General features: G+C 39.3%; 23 protein-coding genes, 1 tRNA gene, 1 pseudogene and 1 riboswitch. Of the genes and pseudogenes, 2 read left to right on the top strand and 23 right to left on the bottom strand.

Going from position 1 to position 25163, the window contains the following annotated elements; translation table 11 throughout:
- Positions 1 to 49 precede the first annotated feature (49 nt).
- The 5 genes from UFO1_RS08470 to UFO1_RS08450 form a co-directional block, all read right to left on the bottom strand.
- Positions 50 to 126 (bottom strand) — tRNA-Val (locus UFO1_RS08470).
- A gap of 147 nt (positions 127 to 273) precedes the next feature.
- Positions 274 to 813, bottom strand: a complete 540-nt coding sequence (locus UFO1_RS08465; RefSeq protein WP_038670020.1) for a hypothetical protein — start codon at positions 811 to 813, stop codon at positions 274 to 276.
- Between the two features lie 176 nt (positions 814 to 989).
- Positions 990 to 1439, bottom strand: a complete 450-nt coding sequence (locus UFO1_RS08460; RefSeq protein WP_038670019.1) for a DMT family transporter — start codon at positions 1437 to 1439, stop codon at positions 990 to 992.
- A 139-nt stretch (positions 1440 to 1578) separates the two neighbouring features.
- Positions 1579 to 2169: a 3D domain-containing protein gene (locus UFO1_RS08455; protein WP_038670018.1), complete on the bottom strand. Its 591-nt coding sequence runs from the start codon at positions 2167 to 2169 to the stop codon at positions 1579 to 1581.
- Between the two features lie 51 nt (positions 2170 to 2220).
- Positions 2221 to 2364, bottom strand: a riboswitch (cyclic di-AMP (ydaO/yuaA leader).
- Positions 2365 to 2402: 38 nt separating this feature from the next.
- Positions 2403 to 3050, bottom strand: coding sequence for a L,D-transpeptidase family protein (locus UFO1_RS08450; RefSeq protein WP_371256721.1), 648 nt, complete (start codon positions 3048 to 3050; stop codon positions 2403 to 2405).
- 168 nt (positions 3051 to 3218) lie between these two features.
- Between UFO1_RS08450 and UFO1_RS08445 the strand changes: the two genes are divergently transcribed.
- On the top strand, positions 3219 to 4430 hold the full coding sequence (locus UFO1_RS08445; RefSeq protein ID WP_038670016.1) for a DHHA1 domain-containing protein: 1212 nt from the start codon (positions 3219 to 3221) through the stop codon (positions 4428 to 4430).
- 95 nt (positions 4431 to 4525) lie between these two features.
- On the opposite strand, the gene UFO1_RS26110 is transcribed toward UFO1_RS08445, so the two are convergent.
- The 4 genes from UFO1_RS26110 to UFO1_RS08430 form a co-directional block, all read right to left on the bottom strand.
- Positions 4526 to 5251, bottom strand: coding sequence for a 3D domain-containing protein (locus UFO1_RS26110; protein ID WP_038670015.1), 726 nt, complete (start codon positions 5249 to 5251; stop codon positions 4526 to 4528).
- Between the two features lie 167 nt (positions 5252 to 5418).
- A complete protein-coding gene (locus UFO1_RS08435; RefSeq protein WP_038670014.1) occupies positions 5419 to 6648 on the bottom strand; it encodes a Zn-dependent hydrolase in 1230 nt (409 codons plus the stop codon).
- 155 nt (positions 6649 to 6803) lie between these two features.
- Positions 6804 to 6938: a DUF2970 domain-containing protein gene (locus tag UFO1_RS24385; protein WP_071841996.1), complete on the bottom strand. Its 135-nt coding sequence runs from the start codon at positions 6936 to 6938 to the stop codon at positions 6804 to 6806.
- A 169-nt stretch (positions 6939 to 7107) separates the two neighbouring features.
- A complete protein-coding gene (locus UFO1_RS08430; RefSeq protein ID WP_038670013.1) occupies positions 7108 to 7605 on the bottom strand; it encodes a ferritin family protein in 498 nt (165 codons plus the stop codon).
- Between the two features lie 213 nt (positions 7606 to 7818).
- Between UFO1_RS08430 and tpx the strand changes: the two genes are divergently transcribed.
- Complete coding sequence (gene tpx / locus UFO1_RS08425; RefSeq protein WP_038670012.1) at positions 7819 to 8331, top strand: thiol peroxidase; 513 nt, start codon at positions 7819 to 7821, stop codon at positions 8329 to 8331.
- A gap of 106 nt (positions 8332 to 8437) precedes the next feature.
- On the opposite strand, the gene UFO1_RS08420 is transcribed toward tpx, so the two are convergent.
- The 14 genes and pseudogenes from UFO1_RS08420 to UFO1_RS08355 form a co-directional block, all read right to left on the bottom strand.
- Positions 8438 to 10339: a glutamine synthetase gene (locus UFO1_RS08420; protein ID WP_038670011.1), complete on the bottom strand. Its 1902-nt coding sequence runs from the start codon at positions 10337 to 10339 to the stop codon at positions 8438 to 8440.
- A 125-nt stretch (positions 10340 to 10464) separates the two neighbouring features.
- Entirely contained in the window at positions 10465 to 12558 is a 2094-nt protein-coding gene (locus UFO1_RS08415; RefSeq protein ID WP_038670010.1) for a glutamine synthetase III, read from the bottom strand.
- A 258-nt stretch (positions 12559 to 12816) separates the two neighbouring features.
- A pseudogene (locus UFO1_RS08410) lies at positions 12817 to 13053 on the bottom strand (FAD-binding protein); the annotation flags it as partial.
- Between the two features lie 29 nt (positions 13054 to 13082).
- On the bottom strand, positions 13083 to 13742 hold the full coding sequence (locus tag UFO1_RS08405) for a 3-oxoacid CoA-transferase subunit B (protein ID WP_038670008.1): 660 nt from the start codon (positions 13740 to 13742) through the stop codon (positions 13083 to 13085).
- 1 nt (position 13743) lies between these two features.
- On the bottom strand, positions 13744 to 14397 hold the full coding sequence (locus UFO1_RS08400; RefSeq protein ID WP_038670007.1) for a CoA transferase subunit A: 654 nt from the start codon (positions 14395 to 14397) through the stop codon (positions 13744 to 13746).
- Between the two features lie 40 nt (positions 14398 to 14437).
- Positions 14438 to 15724: a lysine 2,3-aminomutase gene (gene ablA, locus UFO1_RS08395; protein WP_038670006.1), complete on the bottom strand. Its 1287-nt coding sequence runs from the start codon at positions 15722 to 15724 to the stop codon at positions 14438 to 14440.
- Between the two features lie 71 nt (positions 15725 to 15795).
- On the bottom strand, positions 15796 to 17289 hold the full coding sequence (locus UFO1_RS08390; RefSeq protein ID WP_038670005.1) for an amino acid permease: 1494 nt from the start codon (positions 17287 to 17289) through the stop codon (positions 15796 to 15798).
- Between the two features lie 359 nt (positions 17290 to 17648).
- Positions 17649 to 18479 (bottom strand): 3-keto-5-aminohexanoate cleavage protein, encoded by an 831-nt coding sequence (locus UFO1_RS08385; RefSeq protein WP_038670004.1) that lies wholly within the window; start codon positions 18477 to 18479, stop codon positions 17649 to 17651.
- Complete coding sequence (locus tag UFO1_RS08380) at positions 18472 to 18870, bottom strand: hotdog fold domain-containing protein (RefSeq protein WP_038670003.1); 399 nt, start codon at positions 18868 to 18870, stop codon at positions 18472 to 18474. The genes UFO1_RS08385 and UFO1_RS08380 overlap by 8 nt, the downstream gene beginning before the upstream one ends.
- 104 nt (positions 18871 to 18974) lie before the next feature.
- Positions 18975 to 19712 (bottom strand): OAM dimerization domain-containing protein, encoded by a 738-nt coding sequence (locus tag UFO1_RS08375; RefSeq protein ID WP_038670002.1) that lies wholly within the window; start codon positions 19710 to 19712, stop codon positions 18975 to 18977.
- A complete protein-coding gene (locus UFO1_RS08370; protein ID WP_038670001.1) occupies positions 19705 to 21267 on the bottom strand; it encodes a lysine 5,6-aminomutase subunit alpha in 1563 nt (520 codons plus the stop codon). The genes UFO1_RS08375 and UFO1_RS08370 overlap by 8 nt, the downstream gene beginning before the upstream one ends.
- On the bottom strand, positions 21254 to 22732 hold the full coding sequence (locus tag UFO1_RS08365; protein ID WP_038670000.1) for a sigma-54-dependent Fis family transcriptional regulator: 1479 nt from the start codon (positions 22730 to 22732) through the stop codon (positions 21254 to 21256). Before UFO1_RS08365 ends, UFO1_RS08370 begins: the two co-directional genes overlap by 14 nt.
- Before the next feature lie 44 nt (positions 22733 to 22776).
- Entirely contained in the window at positions 22777 to 23829 is a 1053-nt protein-coding gene (locus tag UFO1_RS08360; protein ID WP_236639360.1) for a hypothetical protein, read from the bottom strand.
- Positions 23799 to 24839, bottom strand: coding sequence for a zinc-binding dehydrogenase (locus UFO1_RS08355; protein WP_038669999.1), 1041 nt, complete (start codon positions 24837 to 24839; stop codon positions 23799 to 23801). Before UFO1_RS08355 ends, UFO1_RS08360 begins: the two co-directional genes overlap by 31 nt.
- Positions 24840 to 25163: the final 324 nt, after the last annotated feature.

Below are 25163 nucleotides of genomic sequence, written 5' to 3'. Positions count from 1 at the left end.
AAGGCAAAAATAAGAAAAGCCCCCGCGTACCGCGAAGGCTTGAATTTACTGGTGGGGTTAGGCGGACTCGAACCGCAGACCTCTTCGATGTCAACGAAGCGCTCTAACCAACTGAGCTATAACCCCTTATTATGTTTTTCCACTACTAATATCTTTGAGACTTAGATGGTGGAGCACTCTTTATATTATAGAGTATTGCTCGAATCTTTGCAAGTATATTTATAAATTTTATGTAATTCTATTATGACTAAAGGAGTGTTTTACCATCCCTTATTAAAATTCGTCGTCATACTCTTCTTCATCTTCTTCTTCGTATTCTTCAACGATTTCTTGGAGACGTTTTAAATTATCTATAAGATCTTCATTTGCTGTTTCTCTGAGTTCTTGAAGGGTTGCAATTAAACCTTCATAGCTTGATTCTAGAGGTAAAACCATTGTTTTTTTGATATCAATGTCTATATCTTCTAAAATCATGATTTCCATGATCTCTTCCATTTTCTCTTTGCCTAATTTCTTAACACTTTCTAAGGTACTTTTGATCAGTTCTCCTGTTTCCTCTGTAATTTCCTTCACGCTTAGAATATAGTCTTCTTCAGTACGTTCAATCGTGTAATATAAATTTCCCCGCTCGTTTATCCCATCGAAAGTAAATGGCTCGCCTATTTTAATGGCTTCTAATATCCGTTCTTCAATTTCTAGATAGATATCATCAAGCCCTTCATGACTTGTTTTTTCTTCGCCAAAGGTTAATGAATAACTTTTTCCCGGCCGATTCAATAAACCTTCTCTATTATCATTGTCAAAAACTTTCACTTAGCATTCCTCCGATTACCATTTTAAAAATAACTACTGATATTTCGACTATTGTTTCTGTAATTCCTCTTTGTATCATTAGAAATTTGAAAGTACCCTGACAGACAAAAAAGCCTTATGTTTCTAACATGAGGCTAAAGAGATCATTAAGTTCTTAATAAAAAATGCAGTATCACTTAACTTAATAGTAACTTCCCACCAATTGCCAATAAGATAAGACCTACTATTTGATTCCAACCATAGGCCATCTGCACCAAGCCAAATGCGCCAAAATGGTCGATGACAATGGCAGTTAATACTTGTCCAATAATAATTGCCGTTGTAGCATTGGCAACCCCTACCTGTGGTATACTAGCCGCCACCAAATAGATAATACCCACGCCAACCACTCCACCTAGGTAAGCATACCAAGGTGCTTCACTTAAAAGAGATAAATTGCCTTTTCCCATCTGGAAAGCAAAAAGTAGTATCAGTAGCAAGATCGTCCCTGTAATATGTACAATAAATGTTGTTTCTAAGAGACCAACCACTTTACTTAGTCCAGTGTTGAGTGATCCTTGTACTGCCATAAGAATACCCGAGATAAAGGCCAATGATAATGCAAGTAAGTTCCCTGATATATCCAAATCTTACACTCCTCAATGAGAAACCGTATTTTCTCTATTCTTTATAAAGGTAGTATCCTATTTGATATATCTTTCTATACAAGCTATCTGTTATAATAATAAAATTTTTACGCAAAAAAAAGTAGCAGGCAACCACCTGCTAATCCACGATGTATACTGTTACCCGTTGTCTACCAAACTGCATGGCTTCCCCATGACTATCAAATGCTAAATCGATCTTATCTCCTCTTATGGCGCCGCCAATATCATCTGCTATTGCGTAGCCATAACCGGGTATAAATAACCGGGTTCCAAGGGGAATGACCCCTGGATCAACTGCTACAAGTCCTTTACGAACTAAATTACCGCCATATGTATGATTAGAGTTTCCATCATCATAAGCACTATAGCCAGATGCACTCATAGTAAGTGATCTACCAAATCTGCTTGGGTTACCTTCAGCGCTACCAGGACGCCCTAAATACAGTAAGGTTTCCTTACCAACAACTCCGTCTGCTACTAATCCATTGCTAATTTGAAAATCTCTTATTGCCTTTAGTGTTGCGTTACCAAAAACACCATCAATCTCACCGACGTAGAAACCTTTTTCTAAAAGTGATTTTTGTACCATTTGTACATCTTCACCGCGCATACCTAGCTTAATAAGCTTGTCCCCTGGTGCGGCAAAAGCGACAACGTTACTTAGCAGCATACAAAAAATCAATGCTGCTAATACATGGAATTTTTTCAATTTGTCCACCTCTCTTTTAAACGACCCTGAGATAGTTAATTAGTAACTATTAGCTCAGAATTCGTCAGCCTCCGGGGTTAGCTGTCGGGATAGGGAAAAGAGAGAATTGAGAACGCGCCCCTCCGCATTTGCGGATTATCCCCTGTATATGTATTGGTTCCCCCGTACCTGTTATGGATTCGGCATTGTAGAGATTATACTATATTTTTAGCAATTAGTCAAAAAACAAGGTTTTAAATGCCCAATATTTCTGCCATTTGCTTCGTTACTATACCCGTAACTTCTAGATTATGTTCTGCTTGATAGGTTTCAATGGCCTGTTTCGTAATGCTCCCAAAGATTCCATCTGCCCGTCCGTTAAAGTAACCGAACTCTTTTAATTTCATTTGTAATAAAGCAACATCCGAGCCGGACATCTGAAATTTCAACGTGCGCTCTACCTTTATCTTACGACCTTCAATGCGCACAGGAGTATTAATCGGCACCCATTCAAATAATTCTTCCACATCCTTATTCCGCATGCGAATACAACCGTGGCTCGCAAATTGTCCGATGGACCAAGGTTTGTTTGTACCATGAATACCATAAATTCCCCAGGGCACATTAATCCCTATCCAACGAGTACCAAATCCAGTTCCCCAATTATAGTCTTTCCATACGACATTCCATTCTCCAATGGGTGTCGGAGTTCCACTCTTACCAACCGCAATTCGGTATGTTTTATGTAGGTTTCCATCACTATATACTTCCAAGACTCGCTGCGAGACTTTAACAACAATGCTGACTGCTCCTATCGGCGCAGTAACAGGCTGATTTTCAATAGCTGCTAGTTCCTGTTCATCCATATACTCAAAACCAAGCATCCCAAAGATAAGACTCATAAGAAGCAAAATAGCTACACTATAAAAAATTTGTGTTTTTTTTACCTTTAAAATTGTCACACCAATTCCCCCTACACAACCTCTCCCAAAAATATATGTGCAAGAAAGAAAAAATAGTATAATAGTATCTATAGCTTATCAAAACCATTTATTATAGGAGGTATCTTCTTGACAACTACAAAACTTTACCACGAAAATGCTTATATAAAAGAATTTAATGCCAATATCATACAGGTTAGCTCCTTACCTAATAATAGGTGGGCTGTCATCTTAGACCGAACTGCTTTTTATCCAGAATCAGGCGGACAACCCTTTGACCTTGGCTATCTTGACGATCTGGCTGTTATCGAAGTCCAGGAAGATGGCGAGAATGTCGTTCATATCCTTGAAGCAGAACCAATTACTCGCAGTGTACAGGGACGGATTAACTGGGAGAGGCGTTTTGATCATATGCAGCAACATAGCGGTCAACATATTCTCTCTGGTGCATTTTACTCTATACTAAAAGCAAATACTGTCGGCTTTCATTTAGGCAAAGAATCCAGCCAAATTGATTTGGATATTGAAGTTCTAACGCCTGAAAATCTAGAATCCGTAGAAGTAGCAGCCAATCAAGTTGTTATCCAAGCACAAGCCGTACATACTCACTGGTTGAATCAAGCTAACCTGCAAAGCTTCCCCTTACGCAAACCTCCTGCAAAGGACTTTTCTGAAATACGACTAGTGGAAATCGCTAATTTTGACTACTCTGCTTGCTGTGGTACTCATGTCGCCAATACAGGAGAAATTAGCTGCATTAAAATCCTCAGCTGGGAGCGTAAGAAAAATGGCGTGCGGGTTGATTTTGTCTGTGGCTGGCGCGGTCTCACCGACTATCAGCAAAAGAATACAATTCTGCATCAACTTGCAAGTTGCCTATCATTGCCTATTCCGAAGATTCTTAATGGCGTCGAAAAACAATTGCAGAAGTTAGAGACTACTACCAAAGAATTAGCCTTATTAAAGCAAGAATTACACCGCAATCTCTCAATTACTCTTTATCAACAGGGAGAAGTAATTAATCATCATAAATTAATTGTACATACTCTCACAGACGCTAGCCCTAACGAGGTGAATTATATCGCCAAGGAACTGAGTAGTAACCCCTATACCATCGCCCTTATCGCGGGGATAAATCAAGAACAAACTAAAGTTCACCTTGTTTTTTCAGCTTCATCGGATGTTGCTCTTCACATGGGTCAAGAAGTAAAAAAGATACTCCCTCTATTGGATGGAAAAGGTGGCGGAAATGAGCAATCTGCTCAAGGAGGCGGCAGTCAGATTGGCGAGCTCCCTGCCGCACTTACGTTAGCAAGAGAAAACATACGGAAACAATTGTAGGAACCTGTAACCGCTATATTTCATAGGTTATCAAATAACAAAAAAACTGGCTCTAGCATGTAACTTATAGTTACTCACTAGAGCCAGTTTTTTGATTAATTTAATACGTATACTTTTACGTTCTTAATTCCATAATCAAGAGCATCTTGACGATTGTTAAAGACTAGATCAATACGATTGCCTTTAATTGCGCTGCCTTGATCATCTGCGACAGCTTCCCCATAACCTTCTACCCATAATTTGGTTCCCATTGGAATGACGTTAGGATCTACTGCGGCCACTCCTGGGCGCACAGCGCCACCTACATAGGTTTTATAACCCCATTTACCATTATCTAATGGCCCAGGCGCATAGGCCGTAGAAGTCATATTTAATACTCTCTTATAATTTTGAGGTGCTGCTGTCAGAGAATTATTCTCTTGGACAGCTTTCGGTGCTAAGGACTGATTATTAAATAATGCAGCAAACGCCGCTAATTCTTTTCCATAAGGAATTGCTTGATCTGTAATCTTTTGCTCAACCTGTTGGCGTAAAGCATTGCTTACTACTTGATTTACATTACCTTGCACTAAGGCATTGGCAGCGCTCACTTGACTTGATTGGTTTATAGCCGCTTTCGCCAAGTTTTCTATTAGTCCCTGTTTATTTCCCTGCTCCCATTCTTTCTTTAATAGCAACAGCTGTTGTATGCGATCAACACTAGCATTTTGCGCAACCAACTGTGCCAACTGCTCATCTAAGGCTGCAGCATGAACTGGCATGGCAGGAGAAAAGAAGTGAACTGCCACAACTGCACATATACTGGCAATTAATTTTTTCATTCAAAATCCCCTTTCAAAATACGTCATGGATAAGTCCTGTCCCTGTCATTTTACCATATTGTTTACATAATTAGTAACGGTAATAACTGCCTAAAAAAAATAGAGCGGCCCTAAGACCGCTCTACTGCTGATTTTTTCAATATTTCATTATGACCAAAACCATGAGTCTACTTTGCCAATTGATATAACGTTTCCGTCAGAATATCAATTCCTACCATTATATCGTCATCCTTCGTGTACTCATCTGGATTGTGACTGACTCCATCTTTGGAAGGAACAAAGATCATACCCGTTGGTGCCAAGCGAGATAGATTCATAGCATCATGACCTGCTCGGCTATGTAAAAATTGGTAAGACACATTTTTTTCATTACAAACCTTCTTAATAAGACTCATAATTTCTTTATTCATTTTTACAGGTTTTTCTGCTGAAAGCATTACGATGGAAACCCCAGTTTCTTGCTCTTCCGCAATTGCACTAATCGCATCCTTAATATCCTGTAAACATTCAATAATACTTTCATGATCTATGCCGCGAATGTCTACATGCATTTCCACCACACCAGGAATAACATTTATAGAACCTGGGTGGACTTTGAGCATGCCTACCGTAGCTACTGTACCGTAGCTTGATTGTTCGAGTCCGATCTCTTGTATAGCCAGCACAATCATAGAAGCACTTACTAGGGCATCTTGTCGCTCTTCCATAGGAGTAGAGCCTGAATGAGCAGCTACACCCTCTACTATAATCTTAAGACGTGTAGGAGCAGCGATGGCTTCCACTATCCCTATCGTTCTTCCCTCCTTTTCTAGCACTCTTCCTTGCTCAATATGAAGTTCAATAAAAGCCTTTATGTCTTCACTACTACGTGCTGCAGCGCTGAGATGCTCTAGATCATATTGATTCTCTAACATTACTTCTGGAAAACTCCTGCCATCTTGGTCTTTAGCCTTACTCCAAGCAATGCTATTGGCTAATCCCACCATAGTTTTACTTCCTATTGTAGCAAAACCAAAGCGACTTGATTCTTCAGAAGCAAAAACGATCAGCTCAACTGGGTGTGTTAAGCCCCCTCTATCTTTTAAACGACGCATCGCTGCTAATCCGCCAATTACTCCAAGTACACCGTCATACTTGCCCCCCTCTGGTACTGTATCCAAATGGGAACCCGTAGCTACTGCTGGTAATGTATTATCTTTGCCCTCTAGACGACCAATAATATTGCCAATTTGATCGACTGTGACGACTAGGCCTTCCTGCTTCATTAAGCTTATTATGTATTCTTGCGATTCTACAGCGGTTTGGCTAAAAGCTAAGCGAGTTATGCCGCGAGGTCCCTTTCCAAAACAGGCAATTTTCTCTATTTCATTTATTACCCATTCTTTATCTTTAATCATCAGCCCCGCCCCCTTATAACGTTTCTTTCTATATAAACAGTATAACCCTATCTCGACAATATTTCCATCTCTTACCTACATATAATTTTTAGGTAGCATTCTTTTCTTTTTACTCTTCTTATACACAAAAGAAAAGTGCCTTAAGGCACTTTGTATCACTTATACAAAAGAGAGACGATGACCGCTATTAAGCAAATAGCTCCTAACACACCACCAATCGTAAGTGCAGTTTGATTTAACTTTTTCATGTCCTGTCTGTGATGAGCACGTTTTCCCATTCCTTTAGTCACTACGTAACCCCCTCCTACCTTTCTATATGATAGGCTATATTCCAGTATATATATAATTCCCTATTTTCAGAATATTTCCTGCTGAAAAGTAGAATCTTTAAGACTTATTGGTAAAAGAATAATCGCGGAAACTATGCCGCGATTATTCTGGTGAGGATAATATATTTACTTAAGCTAAGGTATCGAGAATTTTACGTAATTTAACTACATGAGTTTGTTCTTCTGCTTTAAGAGTTGTAAAAATTTTCTTAGCTTCTTCGAATTTTGATTTAGTTGCTAATTCATCATAAAACAATATAGAATCTTTTTCAGCTTGAATGGCCATTTGTAAAATTTCGCGAACTGTTGTCACTTCGGCAATTTTAACTTTCGCATTGGCTGCTGTTGGGAATATATGACCTTCTGCCAGCACAGTAAGATAACGAGAAGTCTCGGGATCAAACAAGTATTCCTCTGATGCCGCCTCTTTATTTTTATTTACTGTATCAAAAATTTTACTAAATGTTTCAAAATGAATAATTTCTTCGTTTTTCAATAAACAGAATAGATCTTTATGGGCATCTTCTTTTGCTATATCGAAAGCTTGTTGATAAAAATCACGCCCCTGCTCTTCTATATCCATCGCAATTCGTAAGCCTTCAAGATCACTAAATAATTTTACATCCATTTATATGCCCCCTCAAGTAAAAATACTATTATATCTTTTCTAATACTTCAACAATCTCTACTAAACTCCTGCAAAGCTACTACAAATACTGACTTCTTCTCTCATTCTTTAAGATAAAATTTTAAACTATTTAATAATAATTATTATTTACATTCTTTCTGACACATGTTACCATATATATATGATCACATTTAAACAAGGAGGCGTTCCCTAATGAGTAAACGTAGTGATGTTGTAAAATTCGGTGGCAATCCAGTGACACTAATTGGTACGGAAGTAAAGATCGGTGATAAGGCTCCTGAGTTCACTGCATTATCTCCAGATCTATCTCCTCTTTCACTTAGTGATACAAAAAGTAAGGTTCGCGTAATTAGCGTTGTACCTTCCATAGATACATCTGTTTGCGATATTCAAACTCGCTGGTTTAATGAAGAGGCTGCTAAAATTGATGGCTTAACGGTTTTATCAATCAGCGTTGACTTACCTTTTGCCTTGAAAAAATATTGTGCTGCAAAAGATATCGCCACCATAAAAACTATCTCTGATCACAAGGATCTTGATTTTGGTCTTAAATATGGATTTGTTATTGAAGAATTACGTCTTTTATCCCGCGGTACAGTGGTCATTGATAAAAATGACATTGTACGTCACGTAGAGTATGTTGCTAATATTGGTGATCAGCCTGATTACGATAAAGTAATGGCCGTTGTAAAGCAGTACATATAAATTTTAAAAATAGCGGCCACATATAGTGTGCTGCTATTTTCATGTAAAAAACCAGCACAAAGAAGCCCCTTATCCGTAGATAAGGGGCTTTTGTTATTAACAATTATTAAATAATGTTAGATTTGTATTGAGCGTATACAGCTTTCAACTCTTCTACTTTGCCATACATTTCAACTTGAAGAGTAGAAGCAGTGTCATAATCGCCTGATGCAATGGCATTAGCAATACGAGTAAAAATACCCTTGTGAGCTACAGTATCTTTAGCCAACTCTACACGTAAGGCGTTCACTTTATCCCAAAGGTATAAGTCGTAATCAACTGCAGTTTCTGCATCGTGCAAAGGTTTTGTAGCTTTAACAATAGCAAGGTTTTCAGGAATAATTCTCTTAACCAATTCTGTTGACCAACGGATTAAAGCACCTGCAACGAAAGCATCAATAATTTCTTGACGCAAAATATTACCCGTTTTAATTACTTGGGTTTTTTCTGGATACTTTTTAAGGTTCTCCATGTTTTCCCAAACAGTAGCAGGAGGTTTACTAAATAATTTATTACGTTCTTCTTCTGTATAATCTTCGAATACATCATGTTCGCTGCGATAAGCACGGTCCTTTTCTAAATAGAACCCAGGAACGCCTGCTTCTTTAGACAACTCAGCCAATATTTCTTTTGTATTTTTACCGGACTCCACAATCCCTTTAACCCCGTCAAGCATGCTTAAGTAAATAGCAGATAAGGCAACATACGTATTTGTATAAGGATTCGCTGCACGAACTTCAAAACGAGTAGCTAATGGATTATTTACGTCACGTACCAAGCCTGCAAGGATCGTACGATTACGTGAAGGAATTTCTGGCGTATGTCCAAGGGAAGTTACGATACAAACTGGTGCTTCAAAACCTGGTTTCAAACGATTCAATGCATCGTTTGTTGAAGAAATAAATGGGTTGATCGCTTCATAGTTTTTAAGTAAACCCATGATAGAACCGTAACCAACGGCACTCATAAAATCAGCTTTCATGTCAGTAGGAGCAAACAAGTTCACTAATTTGCCTGATTTCATTTTAGCAGCGAAACCTACATGAGTATGTTCACCATTACCAGCTACACCAATGATTGGTTTTGCCTTAAAGGTTACTTCAAGACCATTCGCTCTAAATACTTCTCTTACAACAATACGAGCTTGTAATTCATTATCGGCTGCTTGCATAGCATCCGCGAAACGCCAGTCAATTTCTAGCTGTTCGCAAACATGAGTCAAATTACCAGCTTCATCAATAGTGGCTTTAATCCCACCAACTTCTTTATGGCCCATTTCAGTTTTCAAACCGTAATTATCTAACATCACAACCGTTTGTTCTAATGCAGTACGCACAGAGCCACGGGTACGTTGCCAGTATTGTTCTTGCAAAGTCTGGGATGCTGACAATTCTGCAACTTCAGCTTTATCAACTGGTGTCTTAACCCAAAACTCAAGTTCCGTTCCTGATGTAAAAACAATATCCTCAATGTCTTCCCCATTGATATGTTCAAGGCCAGCAACTTTAGGATATTTTTTGAATAAACTTTTCAGTTCTGATTTTATGTAAGCGAGACTATCAGCTAATACCGCACGGGAATCAACACGCAATCCATCATGAACAAGGAATGCTGGAATACGAAGTGTACCAGTAGGTTTGCCAGTTGCTTCATCAATATTATCATAATTATAATCAACAAACCAATTTACATTAGCATCGGCAGGCATATCTACTTTTGCATTATTCAAAGTAGCAATACCTGTAAGTACTACAGAAGAACCATCTGTTTGTACTGCGCTTCCTCTAAAGAAATCATCCATATCTTTAAGGAATATTCCCATTGGAATTTTCTCATCAGTGTCATTACCAGCAAGGTCAATACCCACTAATGAAACAAACTTAATCTCTGAATGTTGTTTTAATAGCTCAACCAATTCGCTTTTGTCATATTTTCCAGCTGGAATCACATAAAGCAATTCATTTATCATTTGCATCACCTCTTACATATTTTAAGTATAATTGTACTCCCCAGATTGACTGACGTCAACAAGTAAGCGCCTGTATACAAAAATTAAAATCCTGGCTTGTACAGCCAGGATATTTAATTAATAGATTATATGTTGAATAATAGTTCACCATAAGTTGGCATTGGCCATACATCTTTATCTACTAAAGTTTCAAGTGTATCAACAACTTCACGTAGTGTTGCCATTTTCTCAAATACATCAAAACGGTATAATGAAGCTTGTTCATATATGTCTCCATGAGCATTTGAGGCTTTTTCTACAGTTTCTTCAAGAACCGTAATAGCTTTCTTTAATGCCCCAGTTAATGAAGAAATTTCTGTTAACAATTCAGTTTGAGCGGTTAAGTCAACCGCTACACCTGTAGCTTTGATTGTATTGATTGAAGCAGCAAGACCTGTAGCAGACTTGATAACAGCAGGCATTATTTCTCTCTTAGCCATTTCTATCATTGTCAGCGCTTCAATGTTAATTGTTTTGATATAATTTTCAAGAGCTATTTCATAACGAGATTCCATTTCCAATCTGCTCAATACACCATGTTTTTCCATTACAGCTATGTTCTTTTCAGAAATAAGAGCTTTAATGGATTCAACTGTAGTTTTTAAGTTTGGAAGACCTCTCTTTTCAGCTTCAACAACCCATTCATCTGAATATCCATTTCCGTTAAATACCACTCTTTTATGCTTGCTAACATATTCAGCAAGAATTGCTTTGACTTCGGCATTTACATCCTTAGCCTTTTCCAATCGACTAGCAACTTCGTCCAGTATTTCAGCTACAATCGTATTTAAAGTTATATTTGGTTCAGCAATGGAAGCTGAAGATGGGCACATTCTAAACTCAAACTTATTACCGGTAAATGCGAATGGGGAAGTTCTGTTTCTGTCAGTTGCATCTTTTGGCAATACAGGCAACGTAGTAACACCAATCTCCATGTTACCGCCAGTTTTAGAGCTTGTAGCTCCGCCGTTTTCAATTTGCTCTAGAATATCTTGTAATTGCTCTCCTAAGAATATTGAGATGATAGCTGGAGGAGCTTCATTAGCACCTAACCTATGATCATTTCCTGGATTTGCAGCCGATACTCTTAATAAATCTGAATAAACATCAACGGCTTTTATAACAGAACATAAGAATACAAGGAACTGTCTATTATCATGAGGAGTCTTACCTGGTTCTAGTAAATTCATTCCATCATCTGTTCCCATAGACCAGTTATTATGCTTACCGGAACCATTAATTCCAGCGAATGGTTTTTCATGCAACAAGCAAACAAGACCTTGTCTTAAAGCAACTTTCTTCATTGTATCCATAGTAAGTTGGTTGTGATCTGTCGCTATATTTGTCGTAGTATATATTGGAGCTAACTCATGTTGCGCAGGAGCCACTTCGTTATGTTTGCTCTTTGCCGAAATCCCAAGTTTCCAAAGTTCTTCATCTAATTCCTTCATGTAATTAGAAATTCTTTCTTTAATTGAACCAAAATAATGATCATCTAATTCTTGGCCCTTAGGAGGTTTAGCACCAAAAAGTGTTCTTCCTGTAAATTTTAAATCTTTTCTTTGATCATATATTTTTTTATCAACAATAAAGTATTCTTGTTCTGGTCCAACGGTTGTTATAACTTTCTTAGATGTTGTATTTCCAAGCGCTTTTAATACACGTAATGCTTGTTTGGATAACGCTTCCATTGAAGATAATAGCGGAATTTTCTTGTCCAAAGCCTCTCCAGTATAAGAACAAAAAGCCGTTGGTATACATAATGAACCGTCTTTTACAAATGCTGGTGATGTACAATCCCATGCAGTATATCCTCTAGCTTCAAAAGTAGCTCTAAGACCACCAGAAGGGAATGAAGAAGCATCCGGTTCTCCCTTAATTAATTCTTTGCCTGAGAACTCCATAATAGCTTTACCATCATCAGTTGGTGATATAAAGGCATCATGTTTTTCAGCAGTGATACCTGTCATAGGTTGGAACCAATGAGTAAAATGGGTTGCGCCTTTTTCAAGAGCCCAATCTTTCATAGCGGTAGCTACTACATCTGCTACTGCTGGATCTAAAGGAAGACCACCTTCAATCGTCTTTTTTAAAGCTTTATATGTAGCTTTAGGAAGACTCTCTTTCATAACGGCATCATTAAATACATTTGAACCAAAAATTTGACCTAACTTGCTCATCAAAAAAACCCCTCTCATCTTTTCATTATTTGACATTAAACAGAAAGCAATTCTTTTCTCATTAAAAACGTTTACACTTTAGTTTTTCCAATAATGGTACCACAATCCCTAAAAAAAAACAGACCCCACCACTTGTTCAGTGATAGGAGTCTTCGTTGACCCATTATTTTTCAGTTATAGTATTATTATAGCACAAAAATGACTTTTGTCTAGATATTTAACTTACTTTTTAAAAATACATTTTTCTAGATTAATGGTCTATTTCGTTACATTAAATGAGTTATTTTTATTAAATACACTCATATTTATTTTTACTGAACTGAACGCTTCTATCAAAAACGGAATAATTTCGATTACATCACCAACAATACCATAATTATCCAATTTGAAAATTGGAGCATCGGCATCTTTGTTAATAGCAATGATAATGTCCGAAGAGGACATGCCTGCCAAGTGCTGGATAGCTCCTGATATGCCGCAGGCAAAGTATAGTTGGCACTATTTGTATGCTTGACTAACTAAAATTAAAACGTTCCAATGTTTTCAGTAGAATAAAATAATTGCCCAGCAGTAGCAGCAACTACTTCTTCTAATGTGGTATCTTCGGCTATTTCAATGAGATGTAGTCCCTCTGGGCGAACTGCGATAACCGCCATATCTGTAACAATTAGATCAACCTCAGCTTGAGCTGTAAGCGGCAAAGAACACTTCTTTACTATTTTAGGAGAGCCATCTTTATTTGTATGTTCCATGGCAATAATGATTTTTTTTGCGCCCACAACTAAGTCCATGGCGCCGCCCATACCCGAAATTCTTTTTCCCGGAACCATCCAGTTAGCTAGATTCCCTTGTTCATCTACTTCCAATGCGCCTAACACCGTAGTATCAACATGCCCTCCCCGAATTATGGCAAATGACATAGCACTATCAAAACAGCATCCATTCTCTTGAATGGTCACTGGCTTTCCTCCCGCATTTACTAAATCTTTATCTTCCGAGCCTTTTTGCGGTTCTGGTCCAATTCCTAAGAATCCATTTTCCGAATGCAAGATAATAGAAACTCCACTGGGCAGATAATTTGCCACTAGAGTGGGCATACCAATCCCCAAATTTACCACATCGCCATCATGCAATTCCTTGGCTACCCGCATTGCAATGCGAGTTCGCTTATCCACTTCCGGCATACTATTCCCCCCCCTTGACCAACAAATCGACAAATATTCCCGGCGTTGCCACATAATCAGGTTCAATCGAGCCTACTGGCACTATTTCCTCCACTTCAACAATAACTCTCTTGGCAGCCATAGCCATCAAGGGATTAAAGTTTCTGGCTGAAAAACGATAGATTAAATTACCACTCACATCGGCTTTATATGCTTTTATCAAAGCTATATCAGCTTTCAGCGGCTCTTCTAGCAAATATGTTTTATCTGCTACAACTATTTTTTGTTTTCCGGTTTCTACAACTGTTCCAATACCAGTAGGAGTTAAGACTCCCCCCAAACCAGCGCCACCTGCCCGAATTTGTTCGGCAAGAGTTCCCTGAGGGGTTAAAACAACCTGCATATCCCCATTTTCCATACAACTACCACTATCAGGATGTCCGCCGATATAAGATGTATATAATACATTAATTTGTTTGCTGTCTTGAAGCTTACCAACACCTACGCCAGGAAAAGCACTATCATTCGTAATGATGGTTATGTTTTTAGTACCTTGATTTACCAGAGCCTGCACCAAGTTATCAGGCGTACCAACACCTAAAAAACCACCAATCATGATCGACATTCCCTCACAAATATCCTTTACCGCCTCTTCAGCAGTACAAAATCTTGCCATAATCCACCTTCCACCTCCTAAAACCCCAATCATCACTACGCTATTTTGCTATAAGCAAAGCAGGCTCCTCGTTTCCTAATTTTTCTGTGTTTCTCAACACCGATTGCGTCGATGTCAAGGAACAATGATCACCACTAAGTAATCCAGCCAATCCCACCGTTGTATCATGATGGTAACCACCGCATACTTCGCACGGCGCTTCTGGATCTACGCAGTGCTTTGGTTCAGTATAGGTTGTGAAGATGCCCTCATAGTTCCGCAAAACAGTTTTACTGGAATTTTGGGAAACCATATATTGAGGCATAACAGGAATTTTACCGCCACCGCCTGGTGCATCAACCACATAAGTGGGAACTGCTAAACCTGAAGTATGCCCCCTTAAATACTCAATCGCTTGAATCCCTGAACTAATTGGAGTCCTAAAATGTTGTATGCCTTGTGACATATCACATTGATAAATATAGTAAGGCTTTACCCTTATCATTAGTAATTGTTGCATCAATTTTTTTATTAATTCCGGACAATCATTGACGCCTTTTAAGAGGACAGCTTGATTGCCAAGCGGCACTCCAGCATCAGCCAGACGAGCACAAGCCTCTTTAGCAGCTGTTGTAATTTCTTTCGGATGGTTAAAATGAACATTTACATAAATCGGATGATAGCGTTTCAGAATAGCACACAGGGCAGGAGTAATTCGTTGCGGCAAAACTACCGGCGTACGAGTACCAAAACGGATAATTTCTACATGCTTTATTTGCCGTAATTCTTGTAAAATATACTCAATCAACTCATCGCTTATTAAAAAGGCATCACCGCCAGACAAAACTACATCCCTGACTACGGTTGTTTCGCGTATATACTGGATACAACGATCAATTTGTTCTTTTGAACGCGCTTGGTCACAGACTCCCGCTATGCGCCTTCTAGTACAATGACGGCAATACATGGAACATTGGTCAGTAACTAAAAACAGTACCCGATCAGGATATCTATGAGTTAGTCCAGGAACAGGCGAGTCCTTATCTTCATGCAGAGGATCAGCCATATCAAATTGGCCAAACTCTAATTCAGCCGTTGTCGGAACAGCTTGCTTGCGAACTGGGCAATTCAAGTTATCAGCATCAATTAATGTTGCATAATAAGGAGTAATCGCCATTCTTAAACTTTGTAAACAATTGACTATTCCTTCTTCTTCCTCACGAGCTAATGGAACAACCTGCTTCAATACTGTCATTGAAGTTATACGATTAGCTACCTGCCACCGCCAGTCTTGCCACTCTTCTTCCTTAACATTCGCCCACAAGGGGATATCACGATAATCACGCATTTTATGTACTCCCTTCGGAATTCACTTGATTTTTACAATCTGTTATCCCCATTTTGGGGTGGAACTTGCAATCAGATAGCATTCTTACTTAAGTCTACTTCTTCCAAAGCAATTAACTTGCTCTTCTTCGAAAACTTATATCCAATATAAGTTGCCAAGAAGATTGGAATACCCACATAGGAAACGACTATGCCATACCAATCCACTTCCCCGCCTAAAAATGCGTTATAGTTCTGCCCAATAATTACAAAGAAACAAAGTACCATAGCGAATATAGGTCCAAAGGGGAACCATTTTGCTTTATACTTGAGTTCATTTAAATCAAACCCTTGTTTGATAAATGCCTTCCGAAAACGGTAGTGGCTAATGGCAATACCCAACCAAGCTATAAATCCGATCATACCAGTAATGTTAAGTAACCAGGTATAAGCAGTGCCTTCACCAACTAGCGAGGAAAGAAAGGCAAGAAATCCAATAGCAGACGTAATATATAGAGAATTAACTGGGACACCACGTTTATTAACCTTACCAAATACCTTCGGTGCTTTTCCTTCTTTTGCCATCGCATAAAGCATACGAGTTGAAGCATAGAGTCCTGAATTAGCACAAGATAGTACTGACGTGAGAATGATTGCATTCATCAGGGAAGCCGCTGCGCTAAAACCAGCACGGCTAAATACAAGAGTAAAGGGACTAACGGCAACATTTTCCACATCGCTTTTCAATAAATTTTCGTCAGTATAAGGTAGTATAAAACCAATAATTATTAGAGCACCAATATAAAATAGGAGAATACGCCAGAACACCGTATTAATTGCTTTTGGCACATCTTTTTCAGGATTCTGACTTTCACCAGCCGCAATACCAACCAGCTCAGTACCTTGAAAAGAAAAGCCAGCAATCATGAAAATCGCCAGTATAGAGCTTAATCCGCCGACGAAAGGTGCCTCCTCAATGTGCCAATTAGCAAATCCAGGCGAGGGGCTCCCCATCCCTAAAATCATCAAAGTACCTACCAATAAAAATATCATTACAGTTACAACCTTAGCGCCAGCAAACCAATATTCACTCTCACCATAAGCTCGTGTTGACAAAAAATTAAGTGTAAATAAAATGACTAAAAATAGCCCACTCCAGTAATAACCTGGGATATCAGGGAACCAAAACTTCATAATGATAGCTCCTGCCACTAACTCTGCCGCTATACAAGTAGCCCAGTTTAACCAATAGTTCCAACCTATTGCAAACCCTAAGGCCGGATCGACAAACCTCGCCGCATATGTTCCGAAGGATCCTGGAACAGGTAAATAGGTTGCCATTTCTCCTAAACTCGTCATTAGAAAGTAAACCATAATGCCAATAACTCCATAAGCCACTAGCGCTCCGCCCGGGCCGGCAGTACTAACTGATGCACCGCTAGCCAAAAACAAACCAGTACCGATAGCACCTCCAAGTGCTATCATATTCATGTGACGGGCTTTTAAACTTCGCTTTAGCTCCTCTTTATCCCCAATACCAGTCTCCCTTATACTTAAGTTTTTCCCCTTCTCTAGGTCGGCGTTCATTCGATTCACTCCTTTTTATATTCAGCTTAAGAACGCTTCAGTAAATGTAAAACAATTTTCAATTTTCAATAAATTCAATTGCTGTAACATCGAAGATTTCTAGGGCACCAATACCTTGCATTACAAATGAGTTGCAATAAACATGCCAACAGTAGAATCCTCGTCAATGACATACTTATAGTACCCCCACAGAGTATCAGCCTCTACTCCTGACTATTTTTGGGCACTGTGTTAAAACAAAATGGCTAACTTACTCTAATTTATAGCTTTTTATTAATCGCCTAAAATTCAGCAGGTGCAAAAAATCCGGCAGTATCTACTGCCGGATTTTTTAGGAAACCTACTTCTTTATCCAATGACTAAACCGCTCTACTTCTCCCATGCAACCCCAAAATTTCCCTAGCTTGATCAGGTGTAGCAATTCCCCGTCCCAACTCTCCAGCAATTCGTACAACTCGTTCTACTAATTGGGCATTACTGTCAGCTAATACTCCTTTTGTATAATACACATTATCCTCAAAGCCGACACGAACATGTCCGCCCATTACAATACCCATTGTCGCTAGCGGCAATTCACTGCGCCCGATTCCAGCCACCGTCCAAGTGCATCCTGGTGGTAGAGACTCAACCAGATACAGTAAATTCCTAGGCTCTCCCGTTATACCTCCAGGGACTCCCATCACAAAGTCAAAATGAAGGGGCAGCTGCAAAATTCCCTTTTTAACCAACTGTAAAGCATTATTAACCATACCAACCTCAAATACCTCAATTTCCGGTTTTACCCCCTGCTCTACCATTGCTTGGGCAAATGTTTCAATGTTTAACATGGAATTTGAAAATATTTCTTCACCAAAATTAACTGTACCTGTAGTTAATGTTGCCATCTCTGGTCTTAGTTCTACCGGTTGTAAACGTTCCTCCGCTGTCATCCATGACGCTCCGCCAGTGGATGTTTGAATAATTACATTACTATCCTTTTTGATCAAATCCATTGTCTCTTTAAAAATGGATTTAGACTGAGTGGCATTTCCCTCTTTATCTCTAACATGAAGATGAATAATAGAAGCTCCTTTTTCAGCACAATGTATTGCCTCATCAGCAATTTCCCTAGGCGTAAGTGGTAAATTAGGATTTTCTTTTCGGGAGGTTTCAGCCCCGACTAGTGCAACCGTAATGATGAGCTTATCCAAATTCTCCACCTCTTTGCTTTTCTTTAGGAACGACACATGTTCCGCTAGCCGTGCAAACAAGCACTGGTTCAATCAGTACAGATGCCGAAGAATCATGTGGGGCAATTTGATCTAATGTGATAACTTTCATAGCGGTAAATTCCATCCGTCGTGATGTATTACCTATCTTTACAATTTTCCCCCTGGCCTCGATAAAATCACCAGCATAAACAGGTTCTTTAAATTCCACATTATCATATGCAACAAACAGACCTTCATCACCATCACTACGGATTAACAATTCTGTTGCCACATCACCAAATAAATCCAACATTCGCGATCCATTGACTAATCCTCCGGCATAATGAGCATCATGTTCACTCATTCGTATACGTATTAATGATTCTTCCATATTCTTCCCTCTTTTTTTCTTTCTCCAGTCGCTCGCTTCACCTTTGCCATAAGCAGTTCAGCCTAGCATCTGAATTTTTTTACCAGTCCCTCTACTATATCCCGCTAATTTTTCCCCTTTACTTCCTGCACAAGAAAAGAAGCCACGTGTTCTGCATAAGTATTCGAACTAAAGCCAGCATCATATCCCAATTCTTTCGCCAGTTCATGACTAATTCGCGGCCCACCCACAACTAACGTTACTTTATCCCGCAATCCTTCTGCCTCAAGCATATCTACCAGTTTTGTAAGATTGGTAATATGAATATTTTTCTGAGTTACCACTTGAGATATTAAAATGGCATCGGCCTTGATCTCATAGGCCTTGCGAATTACGTCCTCACAAGTAACCTGCGCCCCCATATTCACAGCATTGATTTCATGATAACTTTCTAGACCTTTATGTCCATTAAATCCTTTTATGTTCATGATGGCATCAATACCAACAGTATGAGCATCGCTTTCAATACAGGCTCCTACTATATTGAGTTTCCGCCCTAGATGTGTACTAATGAAGTCATCGATTTCTTTTTTAGACAACACCTCTAAATCAACTTCCGGCACAACAATCCCTGCAATATCTATCCCATGCTTACATTTTGCATAGACAATAAAAAAACTAAACGTATCACTTATCGCCTCTGCATGAGCAACTGCTGGCTCTTCTAATCCCATACTGGCAACCAATTGCCTCGCTGCTTCTTTAGATACACTCGATAAAGATACAGGCAATGTAAACGATAGCTGCACCATACCATCATCCAAGGTATCTCCATAAGGTTTGACATTCTGTAAATCAACCATTCCTTCTTCCTCCTTTAAACATTAGGGGAATAAAGGGATTAAGATAGCCATTTTCACGTACAATGACTCCATTTAAGCCTTTCCCGCCTTCTGGAGTACGTGCTATATCAGCAAAATATCCTGCAGCTAAAGCCTGCATTAATCCTATTTCAGCGATTTCTTCCAACAATATAACAGCCTTTTCTAATACTTCACTTGCCCGTTGCTGGATAACTCCATCTTTCTTAAAGGAAATTTCATCGGCAAGTCCTCGCATATTATCAAAAACATAGCGGGCTGACTCTATACTCAAAAACCTGTCTTGAATAAGAGGTGTGTGAATTGCCTCTGTCAGTATGCCTAAGAGATGTAAACTCTGTCCTGTCATAATCGAGCACACATTAAAGAGGGTATCCTGTACATGACCTTTAAAGATATTTCCTGTCATAAATTTAGTCGGCGGCATATACTTGATCGGACTATGTGGAAAAACCTCCCTGACCAGTTGAGCCTGAGCTAATTCATAGAGAAAACCATTGGGTGTTTTGGGATCAATTTCAAAAGCATGCCCAAGACCAAGTTGCTCTGAAACCATACCACACCGGAAGGCAAACTGTTCATTGATCAATTCAGAAGCCAGCACAGTATGACCGCTTTCCATGGCATCAGCCGTTGTTAAGTAATTATCTTCACCAGTATTGATGATAATACCAGCATAGCCATTAATTAAACGAGAAAAGAATTGGTCAACAAAGGTACGCTTCATATTTATATCCCTGAAAATAATACCGTACATAGAGTCATTGAGCATAACATCCAGACGCTCCAGGGCCCCCATCACCGCAATCTCAGGCATACATAACCCCGAACAATAATTTGTCAGATAAATATACCGGTTTACTTCTTGCCCCACTTCATCCAGCGCTTCCCGCAGGATTTTAAAATTAGCCTGAGTAGCATACGTACCGCCAAACCCAGTAGTAGTAGGTCCATAAGGAACATAATCCAACAAACTTTGTCCTGTAGTACGAATTACAGCAATGATGTCTGCCCCTTGCCTAGCTGCAGCCTGAGCTTGAATGACATCCTCATAAACATTTCCGGTCGCTACAATTACATAAAGCATAGGCTCTGGCCCCTTGCCTAAATCAGCAATCAGCCTTTCTCTTTCTTCACGGCGATCTTGAATTTTATGTAATGCTGAGATAGCAAGTTGATCGGCTAATTTCTCTATCTCCTGATCTGATTTTATAGGTAATTCCACTAAATTAATCTCTCCATTTACAACATACTCCGCAACTTGTTGTGGAGATAATTGGGTATTAAGCATAGCATTGACGAGCCAATACATAGCCCCTTTTCCTAATACTCCTGCTGCATATAGGTCTTCGATCACCCTATTAACTACAGGCACCCCTGCTTGGTCTATTCCATCTATACCCAGCAATCTTAAAACAGATCGCTCAACCGCAACTGTACTATGAGCATCAATGTGTTCTTGCACCTTATCCACAATCAGCTTAGCTAACTCCCGTCCACGCCCAATGGTGCCCTGATCCAAGTTAAGTTTTTTCAATATAATCCCCCCTTGTTAAAGAGTTGCTTTTTTTGTCTTTTTCAACTAATCCATATATTTTTAACTTATATTGTATGGTTTGACGAGGAATACCTAAAGACAGCGCTGCTCTTGATATATTTCCCTCACTTCTTTCTAACGCTTGTATGAGGGCGCTTTTTTCAACATTTTGAAGTACTTCGGGTAGACCCTTTCCGCCCAAGTGACTCCAACCTTTTTCATTATCTGGTTCCTCATCATATTTAAGTAGATGTTCAGGAACATGTTCCATTTCAATGACCAGACCCGAGACGATATTCATGGCATGCTCAATTGCATGCTGCAATTCCCGAACATTACCTGGCCACGAATAATGTAAGAAGGCCTGATTCACTTCCCCACTGATTTTTTTCACCGAGCGACCCATTTTGGCATTATACATTATGATAAAATGTTCCACCAAGGAAGAAATATCACTTTTTCGTTCCCGGAGAGAAGGTACTTTCAAAGCAACAACATTCAGCCGATAATATAAATCAACACGCAGTTCCTTTTTTCGTACTGCTTCTTGTGGATCTACATTGGTACAGGCAATAACCCTGGTATCTACTTCTCGCAATTTATTATCACCTAGACGACGAAAAGTCCCATCTTGCAACACTCTGAGCAATTTACTTTGCAGTTCCATTGGCATGGAATTGATTTCATCCAAAAACAAGGTTCCTCCATCAGCAAGTTCGAATAACCCTGGCCGGTCTTCTGCTCCGGTAAAACTTCCCTTAACAGTGCCAAATAAAATACTTTCCAATAGTGTCGCTGGAAAGGCCGCACAGTTTTGCGCCACAAAAGGTCTTTCTTTACGTGATGAAGCATTATGAATGGATTGCACTACTAATTCTTTGCCTGCTCCTGTTTCACCAATCACCAAAACAGGAGAAGATGTTGATGCCACCCGCTGGCCTAGTACTTTGAGTTTAACTATCAAATCATGACTGCCAATAATATCGTTAAAAGTGTACTTTGCAAAACTAACTTCCGTTTTTTTAGAGTTCTTACAGCCACTGGATTTGGTATCTAAAAGTTCAGCCTGCAAATCCATCACCCGATCTGACAATTCTTTTATTTTTGTTATATCCCGCGACATATCACAGGCACCAACTAATATCCCATCCCGATAAAGCGGGAAAGTAGAGTAATGAATTGTGATAATCCTCCCTTTCCTGCTCACTATCGTTTGTTGCTGATTCAATACTGGCTTTCCAGTAGTTAAAACCTTCATCAAACTGCTCGTTTCAAGGGTTAATGAAGGATATACCTGGAGAAAATGTTTTCCAACAACATCAACTACCTGCAACCCTTCTACTTCAGCCGCTGTCTGATTATAATAAACCGTTATTCCTTCACAATTTATTACATGCACCGCTTGGTCAAGATGATCCAGCACTAAATCAAGACAACTGTCACTGCCATCTAACCAATTAAACAATCTACTTCCCCCCAATACCTAAAAGCCTCTTTCAAAACACTCCACTAAAATTTCACCTCACGCACCACATCAATTATCGGCAAAGGTGCTAATGCCTTGCCCATTCCTTGAAGCAAAACATCTGGGTCAAAGCCATTTCCTCCTGGATAGGATGGGTTGATGGTTACTCCCAACAAAGAAATAGGCTGCACAACCTGAAACTTTACATTTCGGACTTTAAGCTGCCTCCACAGAAATGGCGTGATAAAAATTTTACTGCCGTCTTGAACAATTACAGCTGGAGTATGCCGTTTTTCTAGTAAAGCATGCGCTAAACCATCTCCTACTGCCCCTTTGATAAGCACGACAGAGCAATCGTCACAAAGCAATTTTGCCCACTCTGTCGTGCTTAAAAGAGAGGTATCTGCAACTATTTCACGCAACCCACTATTACCAGCCAACACCACTTTAGACTTAGATTGCTTACATAGCGTAAGGTAAAAATCATCACACTTAGGTAACGTCAATTGTTCCACTCGACTCTTAGTTATATATATTAATTGCTCCAAATCACGACTCAAAGTTGCCCCACTAGCCAACACTACTTGATTGCTAACCAAGGGATCAGCTGAACTCTGTCGATCAAAAGCACCATCAATTAGTATGCAATTCGTTCCAAAACCAGATAAATACTGTAGTAGTCTTTTTACTTCTTGATTTTTACTTGGCCCAGCTAAAACAACCTTACTTACAGCTTTTGCCCTAAGAATGACTACATTGCCAAGCGGGGTCACTATATCTGTTTTTTGCAGATAATCCCATAGATTCGGATTCGCAACTACTTTCTCAGCAGTAGCCACTATTGCTTGCGGCTGCACAACAATTGAGGGTTTAGATATGTTTGTCAAAGCATCAAAGCTTTCTCCATCCCGTCCGATTGAAGTCAATCCTAAGATCAACCCCTGATTATATAAAACCCTTTGTATATAATTTAAAGTTACAGTCTTCCCTACATTTTTGGCCATGCCAACAATTGTTACAACTGAGGGAGGTACTCCACAAAAATCACTCCAAGTTAACATTTCTTTTATGCGTAAAGTTCTTGGAATATTTTCCAAAGAATCGGACATTCTCTGACTGTTTCTAATGCAACCACCGCGTGATTCCGACAATACCCATTGCCAATCAACATGGTCACATCCTTGCCTATTCCCTCAGCCCCAAGAGCCGCGCCTGTAAAGCTGGTAGCCATACTAAAGAAATATACCGTACCCCCATCTTTTGTCGCCATAATCGAGCCCATTTCTGTACCGGGTATATTAACACAATTTATGGTGACATCCACCATCTGGCCATTTGTAACCTCCAATACAGCTTTCATAATTTTAATAGGATCAGTAGCATCCACTTGAAGAACTTCATCTGCATACCCTAATTGCCGCATTCTGTCACAACTACCTTTACTTGATCCTAAACCAATGACTTTACCTGTTACGCCAGCTCTCTTCTTAGCCTCATAGAGACATAGCATTCCCGATTTACCACCTCCACCAATGATGAGTACGCTTTGTCCTGGACGCACAAGGTGGGCAGTTTGCGCTGGTGCCCCCGCTACATCCAATACAGCTAACGCCAAAGATGGTGACATATCTGAAGGCAGTACGGCATAAATGCCGCTGCTAAACAAAATTGCCTGAGCCTCTACTTCTACTTGCTCTTTTTCTAAGTGAATTTTTTTAATTTTATGAATTTTTAAAGGAGTCAATGATAAAGACACTAAGGTAACAATCCTGTCACCCACTTTTACCGGAGTTTTACCAGTCCAAGCAGGGCCAATTTTAGTAACAGTCCCCATCAGCATTCCTCCGGAGCCAGTAACCGGATTATGATGTTTGCCCCGTTTTTCCACCGTTTCAAGCATAATTCTTTCCATTACTTCCAGATCTTTATTGGCTTCTTTCTTGATTTGCGTAAAACTAGCTGCATCAATATTCAACGTATCTACTTCAATCAACAGCTCATTATCGTAGATTTCCATCATATTATCAATTCTCCATGCTGGCTGAGGTAAAACTCCTTGAGGTTCTACTACGCGATGCGTTCCATACTCGCAACCAACTTTTGTCATAATAATCTACCCCCAATATATTCTATAATTTCAAATATAATCCTTTTAATGCTTAAATCTTTCCATAACTAAACTAATCCGACCGTGTTCACCCCACAATACCTCACCCCCAATATCCAAATAAAAGACTTGCTCATGCTAAGATACTCTGCTTCTCTAACAATAGGATTATTATGCAAATTCCGTTCCATCTCACAATATATCTATTAAATCAGCACTTTTACCATTATATTTTTAAAGTCATTCACCAACTTGCCCATTTTTGGGCGGGCTATTTTATTTTAGAAACAAAAACCTGTATGTAAGTGCCCAAAAGCCAGCATT

It is taken from the genome of Pelosinus sp. UFO1, assembly GCF_000725345.1.
In the GTDB taxonomy this organism is placed as follows: Bacteria; Bacillota; Negativicutes; order DSM-13327; family DSM-13327; genus Pelosinus.
Note: the sequence above shows the minus strand (reverse complement) of the source record. Positions and strands in the feature narration are given on the sequence as shown.

Bases quoted from the DNA above. Each gene is read 5' to 3' on its own strand.
- UFO1_RS08450 (WP_371256721.1), bottom strand. From the start codon at position 3,050: ATGAGTCTTATCTTTGGGATGCTTGGTTTTGAGTATATGGATGAACAG.
- UFO1_RS26110 (WP_038670015.1), bottom strand. From the start codon at position 5,251: ATGAAAAAATTAATTGCCAGTATATGTGCAGTTGTGGCAGTTCACTTC.
- UFO1_RS08435 (WP_038670014.1), bottom strand. From the start codon at position 6,648: ATGATTAAAGATAAAGAATGGGTAATAAATGAAATAGAGAAAATTGCC.
- UFO1_RS08430 (WP_038670013.1), bottom strand. From the start codon at position 7,605: ATGGATGTAAAATTATTTAGTGATCTTGAAGGCTTACGAATTGCGATG.
- tpx (WP_038670012.1), top strand. From the start codon at position 7,819: ATGAGTAAACGTAGTGATGTTGTAAAATTCGGTGGCAATCCAGTGACA.
- UFO1_RS08420 (WP_038670011.1), bottom strand. From the start codon at position 10,339: ATGATAAATGAATTGCTTTATGTGATTCCAGCTGGAAAATATGACAAA.
- UFO1_RS08415 (WP_038670010.1), bottom strand. From the start codon at position 12,558: ATGAGCAAGTTAGGTCAAATTTTTGGTTCAAATGTATTTAATGATGCC.
- UFO1_RS08405 (WP_038670008.1), bottom strand. From the start codon at position 13,742: ATGCCGGAAGTGGATAAGCGAACTCGCATTGCAATGCGGGTAGCCAAG.
- UFO1_RS08400 (WP_038670007.1), bottom strand. From the start codon at position 14,397: ATGGCAAGATTTTGTACTGCTGAAGAGGCGGTAAAGGATATTTGTGAG.
- ablA (WP_038670006.1), bottom strand. From the start codon at position 15,724: ATGCGTGATTATCGTGATATCCCCTTGTGGGCGAATGTTAAGGAAGAA.
- UFO1_RS08390 (WP_038670005.1), bottom strand. From the start codon at position 17,289: ATGAACGCCGACCTAGAGAAGGGGAAAAACTTAAGTATAAGGGAGACT.
- UFO1_RS08380 (WP_038670003.1), bottom strand. From the start codon at position 18,870: ATGGAAGAATCATTAATACGTATACGAATGAGTGAACATGATGCTCAT.
- UFO1_RS08375 (WP_038670002.1), bottom strand. From the start codon at position 19,712: ATGGTTGATTTACAGAATGTCAAACCTTATGGAGATACCTTGGATGAT.
- UFO1_RS08355 (WP_038669999.1), bottom strand. From the start codon at position 24,839: ATGACAAAAGTTGGTTGCGAGTATGGAACGCATCGCGTAGTAGAACCT.